Annotated in this window: 15 protein-coding genes; 11 read left to right on the forward strand and 4 right to left on the reverse strand. The window is 40.9% G+C overall.

Translation table 11 applies throughout. The features are described from left to right. Positions 1-72 precede the first annotated feature (72 nt). Both EGC82_RS03485 and EGC82_RS03490 read left to right on the forward strand, forming a co-directional pair. Positions 73-675 (forward strand): hypothetical protein, encoded by a 603-nt coding sequence (locus EGC82_RS03485; RefSeq protein ID WP_208646923.1) that lies wholly within the window; start codon positions 73-75, stop codon positions 673-675. A gap of 657 nt (positions 676-1,332) precedes the next feature. Further along, positions 1,333-2,577, forward strand: coding sequence for a hypothetical protein (locus tag EGC82_RS03490; protein ID WP_124729522.1), 1,245 nt, complete (start codon positions 1,333-1,335; stop codon positions 2,575-2,577). Positions 2,578-3,364: 787 nt separating this feature from the next. Here the strand turns inward: EGC82_RS03490 and EGC82_RS03495 are convergent. From EGC82_RS03495 to EGC82_RS03505, 3 genes are all read right to left on the reverse strand, one after another. Next, a complete protein-coding gene (locus EGC82_RS03495; RefSeq protein ID WP_124729523.1) occupies positions 3,365-3,946 on the reverse strand; it encodes a lipid-binding SYLF domain-containing protein in 582 nt (193 codons plus the stop codon). Positions 3,947-4,099: 153 nt separating this feature from the next. Beyond that, entirely contained in the window at positions 4,100-5,035 is a 936-nt protein-coding gene (locus EGC82_RS03500; protein ID WP_124729524.1) for a hypothetical protein, read from the reverse strand. 64 nt (positions 5,036-5,099) lie between these two features. Beyond that, complete coding sequence (locus tag EGC82_RS03505; RefSeq protein WP_124729525.1) at positions 5,100-5,492, reverse strand: nitrous oxide-stimulated promoter family protein; 393 nt, start codon at positions 5,490-5,492, stop codon at positions 5,100-5,102. A 358-nt stretch (positions 5,493-5,850) separates the two neighbouring features. Between EGC82_RS03505 and EGC82_RS03510 the strand changes: the two genes are divergently transcribed. From EGC82_RS03510 to EGC82_RS03540, 7 genes are all read left to right on the forward strand, one after another. Next, the gene (locus EGC82_RS03510) at positions 5,851-6,810 is read left to right on the forward strand and encodes a hypothetical protein (protein ID WP_124729526.1); all 960 of its coding nucleotides are present in this window, start codon (positions 5,851-5,853) and stop codon (positions 6,808-6,810) included. Positions 6,811-6,917: 107 nt separating this feature from the next. Then, complete coding sequence (locus EGC82_RS03515; RefSeq protein ID WP_124729527.1) at positions 6,918-7,250, forward strand: hypothetical protein; 333 nt, start codon at positions 6,918-6,920, stop codon at positions 7,248-7,250. Then, positions 7,240-8,721: a protein adenylyltransferase SelO gene (locus EGC82_RS03520; RefSeq protein ID WP_124729528.1), complete on the forward strand. Its 1,482-nt coding sequence runs from the start codon at positions 7,240-7,242 to the stop codon at positions 8,719-8,721. Before EGC82_RS03515 ends, EGC82_RS03520 begins: the two co-directional genes overlap by 11 nt. Positions 8,722-8,747: 26 nt before the next feature. Further along, positions 8,748-9,050: a DUF3630 family protein gene (locus EGC82_RS03525; protein ID WP_124729529.1), complete on the forward strand. Its 303-nt coding sequence runs from the start codon at positions 8,748-8,750 to the stop codon at positions 9,048-9,050. 10 nt (positions 9,051-9,060) lie between these two features. After that, complete coding sequence (locus EGC82_RS03530; RefSeq protein WP_124729530.1) at positions 9,061-10,062, forward strand: serine/threonine protein kinase; 1,002 nt, start codon at positions 9,061-9,063, stop codon at positions 10,060-10,062. 130 nt (positions 10,063-10,192) lie between these two features. Continuing rightward, complete coding sequence (locus tag EGC82_RS03535) at positions 10,193-10,810, forward strand: thiol:disulfide interchange protein DsbA/DsbL (RefSeq protein ID WP_124729531.1); 618 nt, start codon at positions 10,193-10,195, stop codon at positions 10,808-10,810. Between the two features lie 499 nt (positions 10,811-11,309). Next, entirely contained in the window at positions 11,310-11,522 is a 213-nt protein-coding gene (locus EGC82_RS03540) for a DUF1107 domain-containing protein (protein ID WP_124732548.1), read from the forward strand. Here the strand turns inward: EGC82_RS03540 and EGC82_RS03545 are convergent. Further along, positions 11,519-11,740 (reverse strand): cell division protein ZapB, encoded by a 222-nt coding sequence (locus EGC82_RS03545; protein ID WP_124729532.1) that lies wholly within the window; start codon positions 11,738-11,740, stop codon positions 11,519-11,521. The genes EGC82_RS03540 and EGC82_RS03545 overlap by 4 nt on opposite strands. A gap of 172 nt (positions 11,741-11,912) precedes the next feature. On the opposite strand from EGC82_RS03545, the gene EGC82_RS03550 reads away from it, so the two are divergent. Together EGC82_RS03550 and EGC82_RS03555 are read left to right on the forward strand one after the other, a co-directional pair. Continuing rightward, a complete protein-coding gene (locus EGC82_RS03550; protein ID WP_124729533.1) occupies positions 11,913-12,266 on the forward strand; it encodes a RidA family protein in 354 nt (117 codons plus the stop codon). Between the two features lie 256 nt (positions 12,267-12,522). After that, a complete protein-coding gene (locus EGC82_RS03555) occupies positions 12,523-13,614 on the forward strand; it encodes a branched-chain amino acid aminotransferase (RefSeq protein ID WP_124729534.1) in 1,092 nt (363 codons plus the stop codon). Positions 13,615-13,659 lie beyond the last annotated feature (45 nt).

Consider the following 13,659-nt stretch of genomic DNA (forward strand, 5'->3'; position numbering starts at 1 on the left):
TGATAAGTGTTTTATACGATGACTTCTTATCGATTTAATAATCTAATAGTTTATAAACAAGGAATGATCATTATGCCAACGTTAATTAGACTTAGCGGCTACCTCAGTGGTGTATTGCTGTGTGGTAGCGCTATGTTGGTTAATCCTGCTTATGCAGCTAATTCAGTTCAACAACAGCAATTTTTTGAAACTATCAGCGCTCTTTGCGGTAAAGCTTTTGCAGGTAAAATTACTGCTGGTGGCAGTGAAGGGGATGGCTTTAGTGGTAAAACACTGATTATGCACGTGAGAGAATGTACTGATAAGCAGATCAGGATCCCATTTCATGTTGGCGATGATCACTCTCGCACCTGGGTGATAACTCAAACAGACACCGGATTGCGCTTAAAGCATGATCATCGCCATAAAGATGGCAGCGATGACAAAGTGACAATGTATGGTGGTGATACCCGTGATACCGGCACAGCCAATATGCAGACTTTTCCTGTAGACGATGACTCTATTGCCAATTTTAAGCAACATGGCTTAACGCAATCGGTCACTAACGAATGGCAGATGATGATTGAAGCGCATACCTTTACTTATCGTTTAATTCGCGAAAATCGTGATTTTAAAGTGGAGTTTGATTTATCTCAACCAGTGGCATTACCACCAGTGCCTTGGGGATATAAATAGGTTGTCTACTTACGCAGGCTAATTTAATCGTCATCCCGGTAATGCTCGTGAGCCGGGATCCAGGTTTATTCTTTTGTACTTATGTACTTATGTACTTTTGTACTTATGGCCTGCGGCCACTAACGTCGTGGCGCTTCACCCACACCAGACTTTTCAAACTTCGTTTGAATTGAAATCGCAAGGTTCCACCCTGCACGGGCCAAAAGGGGATCAACAGCAATCCCCTCTTGGATCACCCCTGCCGTTCCGGCAACATTTTCGCTATTTAACCAAACAACAGCAGCGAAAAAGTCGCGACGGAAATTAATCCAGCTTTAAACTTCATTTTAGTGTTCTGCGGTCTTATTCGAAAATGCTAACGCTTCCGATGGGGCGTCCCTTCCCCTCGAAAATGCTAACGCTTCCGATGGGGCGTCCCTTCCCCTCGAAAGCTAGCTGGCCATCCTTGGCCAGCTCACGTCATTTTCTTCAACGTCCTCAAGTTCAGAGTTGAATCGGTCTATTTCCAAGTCAAGAAAACTAACTCGTTTTTGCCCCATTATCATTTAGACTAGAAAGTAGCTCATTCTCTGTTAAGATCGATATTCCATTCAAATTGGAATAGTGAATCGATTACTGTAAAAAAGTTTATGAAGCAAGAATAAAGGAGGTTATTTTATGGATAAATTCATCGCATACATCAATCACACCAATAAATTTCAGGACTCGGCAGGGCTTGCGAACGTAGAAACTTTTATGTTTGCAAAAACCTTTATAGGTGTTGACGTAAATTTTTTAGGTGAACCTATATTTGTTTGTAAGTTACCATCGCATATCATAAGAACTCAGTCTGAAAATCCAGATTTTAAAATTTCAGGTTTTTATAGAAATAGTAAACTTATAGCTTTGATGATTAGTGTGCATGATCTTGCAAATGCTCCTTATTTAATCATTTCTAACTTTGTTCCTCCATTAAAACTTAAAGACTCACAAATCAGTATTAAATATTTATCTTTTATCAATGAGGTTAATGAACCTATCCTCGCCATTGAAATTGATGAGACAGTCAACCCTCCTTATTTTAAAGGTGCTGAAATTAAGACTCTATTGTCAAAAGACGAGCTTTTGCGCTTGCATAGAACAGAGGGGGTTAATTGCAAAACTCTCTGCACAGCTCTTTTGACTGTAGACCAAGAATGTTTTGTTAACAGGGACTCTGACCAGGGGCCTCTTAATCTACATATTCTTGCATCCGAAATTTCAACATCTGGGGAGGATGCCGTTCATGGACATGGTAAAAGATTAGAGGATATGATTCATTTTAAAGCATTAGCGTTAACAGGAGCGAGAGCTTTATGTGGGTTCAAATATGCTATGAACCCTATGAAAAGTATTTGTCCTGCTGAGGAGCTGTGTGATGAACTCATAACTTACGGCGATTTTTCTATATTTATTCAAGAAAAGTCGATAATAACAAAACCAAGATTACGTGATGCCGAAACACTTTTGAACAGAATTAATACAACAATAAAACGAATCCACGCAGCAGCCGAACAGCTTTGCCAACATATTAAGAGTGTCAAAGAACAGAATAATTCAATTTATACTATCGAAGGAAAAACAGTATTACCAAATAAAATACTCGGTGTAATTGTTGTTTCAGAAACCTTTGAAGGTGATGTTTACAACAATGGAATCCGTAGTATTTTAAATTCAGATCCACTTCTGCGTGAGATACAGTTAAGCATAATGTCTGCTGAAGAGTTCTCTTGGTTGGTAACATGCACAGAAGGAAATACCAAGAAATTTATCTCTACATTAAAAGAGAAATTCAATGGATTTATCATGCATGGAAAGTATGGTTCTATACCATGTGACTTGTCTATAGCTTCCAGAGTTCAAAATCAAACAAAGACCAGATAAATAATTTCCTGCAAAATACGCAATGCGATAGCATACTCGCTTGAAACTTATAGATATAAAAACTTTTCCTTTTAGAACGCATTAAGGCTTATGCTCTAACTCATTGTTGTCCAAAAACGAGTTAGTAACGCTTGCAAAAGTCTACATTCAACTCTGAACTTGAGGCCGTTGAAGAAAATAGCGTGAGCCTGACAGGACGTCAGGCTAGCTTTCGTTGGCCATGGATGGCCTATCGGAAGCGTTAGCATTTTCGAATAAGGCCGAAGCAGCCTGCAAATGTAGGTCAAAGTTAAATCTGACCCCATGGCGACTTTTCGCTTTTCAGAAAATGTTGCGGGGCGGCTGGGAGTTCCAAGAGGGAACAGCCGTTGGTTTCCTCTCGGTCTGGTGTGGGCGAAGCGCCACGACGTTAGTGGCCGCAGGCCATAAGTACAACGTATAAAAAAGCTGGATTCCGGCTCAAAAACATTACCGGAATGACAAAGTATTTGGCCCGTGCAGGGTGGAACCTTGCGATGTTAGTCTGGTGTGGGCGAAGCGCCACGACGTTAGTGGCCGCAGGCCATCAATACCAAACATAAAAGAATAAACCTGGATCCCGGCTAAAAGCATTACCGGGATGACGAGAAGGTTATCCACAAATACATCAGCAAGGTTAATTTGACCACTGTGTATATGCATACCATTATTTGGATTCTGCGTTAAAAAACCAATTATTCCAAAGAATTCAGGCTGCCAATGGCAGCCTGAATGTTATGTACTTAACGAGTGTTAAGACTCGCAGTGGTTACTTACCATCAAAAGTAAACGACTGACCTGCAAGAGCGGCTTCAAACATTAAGCCACCTTTAGCGGCGGTAAATATCGCCATACCATTAATATAGGCTGCTGCAGCGGCATGATTACTGCCTGCTTGTCCTGCACCGGCTGAATTACCTGTGGTACCGACTTGCGCATTAGCACCAAGATTAATCGCTACTGCTGACGCCTGAGCACTAAATTCAAAGCTGCCGCTGGTGAAGTCATTATATGCTTTGGCATCTTTAAAGAAGATAATTTCGCTATAGGCTTGTCCACCTAGCTGAAAACCGATCGAGAGTTGGGTTAATGTAGAATCACCCATATAAGTATCACTTTGGAATACACGACCATTTCCGTACGCCGCACCAATACCGATACCGCCTTTAGCTACGCTAGGGAATATGGCATAACCATAAGCTGTTTGAAATAAATGCCGACTTTCATTGGCCTTTTTAAAATTGGTAATGGCGTCGCTATAAGCTTCTTCGTCAGCAAAACTAGGAGCTGAAAACGCAAAGCTTAATAACACGATAAAACTAGAAAAAACTAAGCTAATTGAACGTTTCATAAATAACCTCGGTGACTATATTGTCATGATAAAACTGGCCATAGAGTAGCATAACCCTTAAATGACGTGCGTTAATAAACATTTATACTCGGCTTAAGCCAATATACCGTAGCACAAGGTTGTAAAGTGATACTTACAGCAGTATTGGCTGCACTAATTTTTTTTGTCAGCGCTATTTTTGGCAGAATGATCAGCGGTATCTTGCTCATCTTGCTCTGCCATTAACTGATGTAGATAGGTTATTTCATCATCATCTAGTAACTGATTAGTTGTCGATTCAGTTGGCGTGGCAGCGTTGCTGGTGGAGTTGAGTATGCCACGCAAATAGGCTGATCGCGTCACTTGCTGAATACCATATAAAGCAAACACATATACTGTGAGCAATAAGCTTAACCGTGTTACTGCTTGAATTAACAAAGGCACTGAGTCACCTAGGTAAAACGGTAAATAGACTAATACAATTCGCAATACCCAATTAATCAAAATACCAATAGTTAATACGCTTAACCAACGAAAACGAATGACTTGTAAGTTAGGCTGTCTACTCGCCAAATATTGTGGCCGATAGTGAGACAATAAGCGGTAAATCGCCCAGAAATAACTTATGGTTTGTAGCATTAATAATATCGGTAAGATCACAGCCAGCAGGCTGATACTGTTTAATTCAGCGAGTGATGCAATGGTATTGTTTGAGCTTTTGGGATCAATACTGATATGAAATAATATGGCTGAACTGGTGACTAAGGTAACCAAAATAGCACAGCCAAAATGTTTGATTAATAATGGTTGATAGTCTTGTTCAGTTAGGCTGCTTTTACAGTATAAATACAGCATGGGCATGAGTAAAAAATAGATAGGAATGAATAGCGTTAGGGTTAAATGGATTGGAATAGGTGTGGTTTCTTGAGTCAGTAACCCGGTTAAGAAATAACAGCCGATCAGTAAAAATATCCCAGCTAGCAGGCTATGGCTGCGAGTGTTGCTTTGGTAAATATAATGAACATACAGGCCTACCCCAAGGCAATGGATACCTCCAAGTAAGGAAAGCCACCAGTATGTTTGAATAAATAAATCATTAAATTGGTTCATTTTCACTCTCTTTGACGACAGTGAATACTAACCTACTTTCAGCTAAGCAAGTAGTTTACGATTGTTAACCTTGCTCAGCTTTACGTAAATGTCTATTGGATACTTTTTCTGGTGGTAAGCCCGGTGCGGGTTTACGCTCGGCAAGTAAATGCTTAATCGCCATAATGGGATGTGGTAACAACATTCTTGGTCCAGCAAACATCATAATTTCGCGTGCTTTTTGCTTCATATGAGGCTTATAACAATGCACTGGGCATTTATTACATGTTGGTTTTTCTTGGCCGTAGGGGCAACGATCTAAGCGAGTATTGGCATAGCTTAAAAACTCACTACATTGTTGACATACACCTTTGGAAGGTTTGAGTGGGTGGTGCGCTTTACAATAGATTTCAACCATAGCTTGCATTGTTCGAAACTCATAGAGTAATTGACCCCTTAATAATTCTGCCTCAGCCATAGTGTTATCCCTGATTTAATACCTTAGTAAAATAGTCGGATATTGGTAGTGTAAGCGTGATAATAAGAGCTGACAAACTCAGCTTATTTAACTTTGACCTTAGCCGCAAAATCAACTTCTTATGAGGTTAAGATCGCAAAAAAGGTTGAAACAGCAGCTAAATTGGGGATGATCTATGACTTGTTACAGATTAATATAGTTAAATAGTTGATTTTATAGTGTACATTGAAATAATAATGGTTGGTGCTTAAAAAAAACAGCGCTAGCATTAAAACTGTTACATTGCCTCATAATGAATACCATTGTGAGTGAGATAAAATCGTGTGTTACGGCACATCATCAGCAAGGTGGAAGCCTAATGAAGTTAATTTTAATTGTCATATTGGTTGCAATCGCTCTGTATCTATACAGACGTACTCAAGCGGTGGCAAAACAAGAGCTTGATAAAACCGATCGTAATACCACGGGAGATCCATCATCGACTGAGGTCGTTCAATCTTCATCGATAACCGCAGACGATACTACTAAGACCGACGCTGAGCCGCATACCATCATCGATACCAATGTGGATACAACCGCTGCTCATAGTGTTGATGTCGATAAGCTCGACCCAATCGTGTTGGTAGATGAGCCTAAGGTGTCAGTTGAGTCCATTATTGAACCTGTCGAAACCGTTAAAATACCTGCAGAACCGATTGATACGCCTAAACCTCAACAAGCCGATAGCCTGCAAATTGATGAGATTACCGAGCCAGAGCGTGCGCCAGATGATATCCAAGCCACTATTGATATCAGTAAGGCTGATTTAGTGAATAAGGCTGATGCTGTTAGTCAGGTTGAAGTTAAGATCAAAGCGATTGAGAATGTAACGGCTGAAGTGTTCAGTTATCAAGGGCAGCCCTTGAATTTAGATAGCGTCGAAGGCGACTGGGCAAGTGAGAGCTTTATACAACAAGTTAACGCTGCCAACAACGCCAGCGAGCTTACAAGTCAGCACGATGGCTTAGTCAATGTGATTAATCATTGCTACAAAATGCGCAAGCAGAATAATTATTGCCAATATGGCGCCGCTTTACAGTTGACCTATTTAGAGGTTTATCGTGCATTACATCAGCAATATATGACTCAAAAAAGTACTGACGAAATTAAGTCGCCAGCATTTATGCCGTTATCAACCTTACTAAATGATGTGGGTCAGTTTGATGAGGCTGTGAAGGTGTGCCAGCAAGCGCTTGAATACCAATTAACCGACGGAACGGTTACTGGGTATGAAGGGCGAATAAAACGAATCGAAAAAGCTAAAGCTAAAGTGAGCTAACAGGCTAATCAATACTGTTGCATGGATATCAGGTATGATATTCAAAAGGAAAGCGAACCTTGGTTCGCTTTTTTGTTGCTTCAGATCCAATGATTTCAAGGTTGAAAATGACATTAATCACTCGCACATTGTGCAAAATATTGCTGATAACCGCTACGCTAGCTTTACTTAGCGGGTGTATTCGCACTCCTGAATGGACCTTATTTTATGTGGCAGACCAAACACCGCTGCCGACGCACATTGCACAACAAGAACATATTTCCGGTTATTACGATTCATTAGAACAATGCCAAGCTAAAGGTGCTGGAATGTTACGCCTACAGGCATCATCAGTGCCCACAGATAAAGCGTTTGTTTGTGGTGAACAGTGTCAGATTGATGATAAGCAGCAATTACAGTGTAAAAGCCAAGTCGTTGGGGCTGTGCACAATGCAATTTAAGCAAGATTTTTTTGAACAATTAGTAGGCTTTTATTCGCAAGTTTATCCTTTACCAATTAGTAACCCTCATTGGCTTGGTTGGAGTGATGACGCCGCAAAACTAATTGGTTTACAAAAGCCTAATGATGAATTGCTGATGCAGTTATCGGCTAACTATGCCGCCCCTGGCGCCAGTTACTATGCGCAAGTGTATAGTGGTCATCAATTTGGCGGCTACACCCCCAGACTAGGCGATGGTCGTTCAATTATATTAGGCGAAGCCATTGGTCCTAATGGCGCCTGGGATGTCGCCTTAAAAGGTGGTGGCCCAACACCGTATTCTCGTCAAGGTGATGGTAGGGCGGTAATGCGTTCTGCGGTGCGTGAGTTTTTAGTCTCTGAAGCGCTTGCTGCGCTCAATGTGCCTACCAGTCGTGCTTTAGCTGTTATTGGTTCCGATTTACCGGTATGGCGCGAAAGCCAAGAAACTGCTGCTATAACGGTACGCTTGGCTAAAAGTCACATTCGGTTTGGCCATTTTGAATATTTTTTTCATAGCGAACGCGGCGATACTGGCAAACTGACTCAATTGGTTAATTTTACCATTCAGCAGCATTTTCCACATTTATCAGCCGACGCTGCAGGTTATAAACAGTGGTTTCATGAAGTGGTGCAATCGACTGCAAAAATGATTGCCCATTGGCAGTCGGTTGGTTTTGCTCATGGGGTGATGAATACCGACAACATGTCGATAATCGGTGATACCTTCGATTTTGGCCCCTTTGCATTTTTAGATACCTTTAAAGAAGGCTTTGTCTGTAATCACTCTGATCACGAGGGTCGTTATGCTTTTGGCCAGCAACCCGCAGTTGGACTTTGGAACCTGAAACGTTTAGCCCAAGCTCTCGCACCTATTATTGAATCTAATGATTTAATTGTCGCACTTAATACTTATCAAGCAGCATTGGTGAAACAGTATTTAAGCTTGATGCGCGCTAAGTTAGGGCTGCCTCAACCGAGTAGTAACTCAAATATTCTCAGTGAAGCCGCTCAAGTTAAACAGGATCAGCAAGATTTACATCTAGTGGGGCAATTAACAGTTTTATTGGAAGCTAATCAGCTGGATTACAGTAATAGTTTACGCCGCTTTGGCCAAGTTGACCCGAACCGTTCAGATTCTGCTTTACGTAATGACATGATCGATGTTGCTGGCTTTGATACTTGGTATAAAGCTTACCAAGACCGAGTGGGTGAGGTAGCGGATGTGGATGTGTGGCAAGGAAATCGTAATGGTGTTAACCCTAAATACATTTTACGTAATTACCTCGCGCAAGAAGCCATTATCGATATAGAAGAAAGTGGCGATAATCGTAAATTATTACAACTCCAACAGTTGTTGAGTCGTCCTTTTGACGAACAACCCGAAATGGAAGACTTTGCCAAACGTCCTCCAGAGTGGGGACAAGGCTTAATTATGTCTTGCAGCAGTTAATTAAATTATTTTATCCGAGTCGACTTATGAAATTATTGTCAGCCCAATTAGATCCCGCAGCACTAAGCATTGTTATTCAAGCTGAAGTGGATTTTGAGCAATTTGAACGATTTGCAGAACCACTAGCGGCGGCACTTGATTGCGACATTCGTGAGCGCCAATGGGGAGCCGATCGCCACCAATGGTTACTGAACTTTGAAGGTAGCCCTTTATGGCTACATTATGAATTTTATGGTGATATTTGTTGGATATCCACCGATAGCGCTGCAGAGTTAGACGTATTAGCGTTTTTGTTAACGCTACTCGCTCCCCATATTCAAACGAGTTAAGAAGGCAAACATGGATAATCGTACCGGCGCAGAATTTCATTTTCAGGCACTAAGACCTGATCTCATTCTTGATGCTATTGAAAGTATTGGTATCTTCCCTGAGACGGGTTTATTAGCACTCAACAGTTACGAAAATAGAGTGTATCAGTTCCGTTGTGACCAAGGCATTCGCTATGTGGTTAAGTTTTATCGACCACATCGTTGGAGCAATGAACAAATCCAAGAAGAACACGATTACGCCTTAGCCTTAGCGGCCGAAGATATTCCCATTGCCGTTCCAGTTGTCATAGAGGGCAAAACCTTATTTGAATATCAGGGTTATCGTTTTGGACTCTTCCCCTCTATTGGTGGTCGAGCATTTGAAGTCGACAACCTTGAGCAACTTGAATCGGTTGGCCGTTTTATTGGCCGTATTCATCAATATGGAGCCATGCAGCCTTTTAAGTACCGTGAAGCACTGACCCCTGCTATTTTGGGAGATGAGTCTTATCGCTATTTACGTGACAGTGATATGGTTTCCAGCTCCATGCAAACGGCTTTTTTTACGGTAGTAGAACAAGTATTAGATAAAGCTAAACAAATATGGCAGCAACACACTTTTAACCCTATACGTCTACATGGAGACTTACATCCGAGTAATATTTTATGGACCCCAGATGGCCCAGGTTTTGTTGACCTAGACGATGCAAAGCAGGGACCAGCAGTACAAGACTTATGGATGATGTTAACCGGAGATCGTCAGCAACAGTTATTACAAATTGATATTTTATTAGAGGGATATCAAGAGTTTTGTGATTTTGATGCTAAACAATTAGCACTGATTGAGCCGTTAAGGGCTTTCAGAATGGTGCATTATAATGCGTGGTTAGCCAAGCGCTGGCAAGACCCGGCATTTCCAATGAATTTTCCATGGTTTGGCGATATAAAGTACTGGGAACAACAAACGCTGGCGTTTAAAGAACAGCTCTCTGCGCTGAATGAACCACCATTGAGTTTACCTAGTTTTAATTAACAATATTTCATAATCACTACCTAATCGTATTTAGTTACAAATACAATTGGCTAGCGATTGAGTTACAGGCTAACGCTAGACTATGATAGAGCCAGCGTATTTATATTTTGCCTATTTAGAAGGAAGTAAAATGAAAAAAGCATTACTGATGGCCGTAGCATTGTTGCTCGCGCCTATGGCTGCCATAGCTGCCGATTATAAAGAAGGTGTTCATTACACTGTGATTAATGATGGCCCAGAAACAGCCAAGCCAGAAATTACTGAGTTCTTCTCATTCTACTGCCCGCACTGTTTTAATTTTTCAAAAACAGTGGTGCCTAAAATAGAAGCGACTTTGCCTGAAGGTGTAACATTTAATCAGGCTCACGTTGAATTTATTGGCCGTGAAATGGGTGTTGAGATGTCTCGTGCTTTTGCGGTTGCGCAACAGCTTAATGTTGAGAAAAAAATGGACGCTGCTTTGTTTAGTGCTATCCATGAAAAGCGTCAACAATTTACTCGCCCAGACGATATCAGAGCAGTATTTATTGCCAACGGTGTAGATGCCAAAGCTTATGATGCTGCAGCTAATTCATTTATGGTTAATGCGCAGATGTCTAAAATGAAACGTGATACTGAAAACGCGAAAATTTCAGGTGTGCCTTCATTAGTTGTTAATGGTAAATACCGCGTAGAAACTAGCTCGATTAAATCTTATGACGAATTAATTGATATCGCATTTTACTTAACGTCAATGAACAAAAAGTAATCTAATTAGTTTATGTTTAATAAATAAGGAGCTTCGGCTCCTTTTTTATTGCCTTGAGAATATTAAGATCTGTTGGTCATTGCGCATCATTTGCAGACTAGATTAAAAGTGCTAATTGGTTGAAGTTGTTGTTTGGGGCTGAGGTTATTACAGACAAAAAAAAACCGTATGACTATAAAAGACAATACGGAGATGAGTCAAATGACTCTTTTTTACCCTGAGTAACATTAAAGATCTTAACATGGCGTCAAAATATTGGCAAGCGGCATTAAAATGCCGACTCATCTTTATGTGATTTATCAGTATAATTAAAAATAGCTTACTAGCGGAACTCTTTGGCTATCAAACGGTCAAAACCGATGACATTGAAGTTGTGTTTAACAAAAAAGTGAATAGTGGTTTTATATGCGCTTTTGATATTTACATTTTTGACATATACATCGCTTCCCGTCGCTATTTCATCGCACCTTGCGTATGTTATTTTGTTGGAGAAAGTCGTATGAGAATGTTCCCTGTTTATGCACCCAAACTTATCGTTAAGCATGCTAGGATATTTTTGAGTGGAGTGATTTGGGTAAAAGATTTAGGGTTACTTGAGTTTGATAAGGGTCGCTTTTTACAGACGAAAAAAAGCCTGCCAAAAGTTAAGCAGGCTATCAGTGAACTAAATGCCTTGATTGAATTACAATCACAGCAGTATCAATCCATTTAGATTTCGTTATTCAATAAACCAACAAGGCCGTTGACCTTTTCACTCCAAGAGTTTAGGTCTTGCTGCAATTGTTGGTTTTTTTGTGTCAATTCTTGTTGCTGTAACGTCAAAGCTTCGTTCTTTTGCTTCTCTTCATCAAGCTCCATTTTTAGTAGCTCAATATTTTCGAGAGTCGCCTGGATTTTGGTTTCCAGTTGGGACAATAATTCAAGGCTCATGGGGGAGTCCTATACGTTTCTGGATGGAACCCCGATTCTAGCAGTGACAAGGCCTATAGGAATAGCCTTTAAAACTAAGTGGCTAAAATATATTCAATAAATCGTACTATATTGTACTTTATCTGGGATCGCGCTATTTTCATCAGCTAACCAAGACAGTAAAAGACCTTTTATGACAATTACCCGACTCGATGTTGGCACCCGTATGAGCAGTATTGTGATCCACAATCATACTGTTTACTTGTGTGGCCAAGTCGCAAAAGACAAATATACCGACATAAATACCCAAACGGTCACTATGCTTGAAGAGGTCGATAGCTTGCTTGCACAAGCTGGTAGTCGACGCGAGCATATTTTGTCCGCTACCATTTACCTTAAAAATATGGCCGATTACGATGCTATGAATCTAGTGTGGGATAGTTGGTTGCCAGCGGGCCATGCTCCCGCAAGAGCTTGCGTACAAGCTGCCATTGCCGAGCCTGAATATCTGGTTGAAATATCGGTGATTGCCGCTGTAACAAGTTAGTCTGCATTAACAGATCGCAGTGGGTGAATATAGAGTGATTATCCTGAGTTAATTAGCATCGGTTGAGTAACTTCGTTGCAATTAGTTCGCGACTAAAATAAGACATGCACTGACAGTTTGTCTGTTGCAATATGAATAATTATATTGATGCTTGTTACGTTCAATTGACGTATTTTGATTGAGGATCTATGGCTTCGACTTGACATTAATCTCAAGCCTCCATAGTCTGCAAGCTCAGTTTTTAAGGTGGTATGCAATGGACATAAAATATAATTTAAAATCAGCGTCAGAGCGCCGCACAGAACCATTTAAGCCAGAAGGCGATGTGGGTTTTGGTAGACTTCGTACTGATCACATGTTTTTAATGGATTATCGTGATGGTCAATGGTGCGATCCGCGCATAGTGCCTTACGGTCCGTTTGAAATGGCGCCTGGTGCAATGACATTGCATTATGGCCAATCTATTTTTGAAGGTGCAAAAGCCTTTATGCACGAAGACGGTGAGATCTATACTTTCCGTTTAAACAAAAATGCTGAGCGCATGAACCGTTCTGCCGATATCGTTTGTATTCCAAATATCGATGAAGCGATGCAAGTTAAGGCTATTAATGCCCTTATTGATGTCGATCGCTTGTGGTTTCCGCAACAAGATGGTGCGTGTTTATATATTCGTCCGTTTATCTTTGCAACGGAAGATCGCTTGTCTGTTAGCCCAAGCCAACAATACACTTTTTGTGTCATGTTAAGCCCATCTGGTGCGTATTATGCGTCAGGGGTTAATAAAGGCATTCGCTTGTTAATTACAACGAAGTTTCATCGTGCAGTGTCTGGTGGTACGGGTGCATCTAAAGCTTCAGGTAACTACGCTGCTTCTTTGCGCGCAGGTAAAGCTGCGGCTGAATATGGCGCCGCACAAGTATTGTATTTAGATTCGACTAATACTCAAATTGAAGAAGTTGGCGCAATGAACCATTTTCATATTTTGAAAGATGGTACTGTAATTATTCCTACATTTACTGACACTATTTTAAAGTCGATAACGTCTCAATCTATGCTTGAATTGGGTGACTTATTAGGATGTGAAGTGCGACAAGAAACGGTGATGTTAGATAAGTTTATCGCCGATGTTGAGTCGGGTGAAATTATTGAGGCTGGTGGTTTTGGTACTGCAGCGGTGGTGTCTCCGGTGAGTTCATATATTTTTGAAGATGGACGTATTATCACTGTGGGTGATGGCAACGTTGGACCTAATATTCAACGTATCTATAAAGTTTTCACCGAGCTACAAAAAGGTCACATACCAGCCCCAGAGGGTTGGGTAAAGCGTATTGAGCGTGTTGCTCTATAGTTCGCCTCATCGGTAGTACGGTAATAGAAGCTCCTAGATGGAGCT

Source organism: Shewanella livingstonensis (assembly GCF_003855395.1).
Lineage (GTDB): Bacteria > Pseudomonadota > Gammaproteobacteria > Enterobacterales > Shewanellaceae > Shewanella > Shewanella livingstonensis.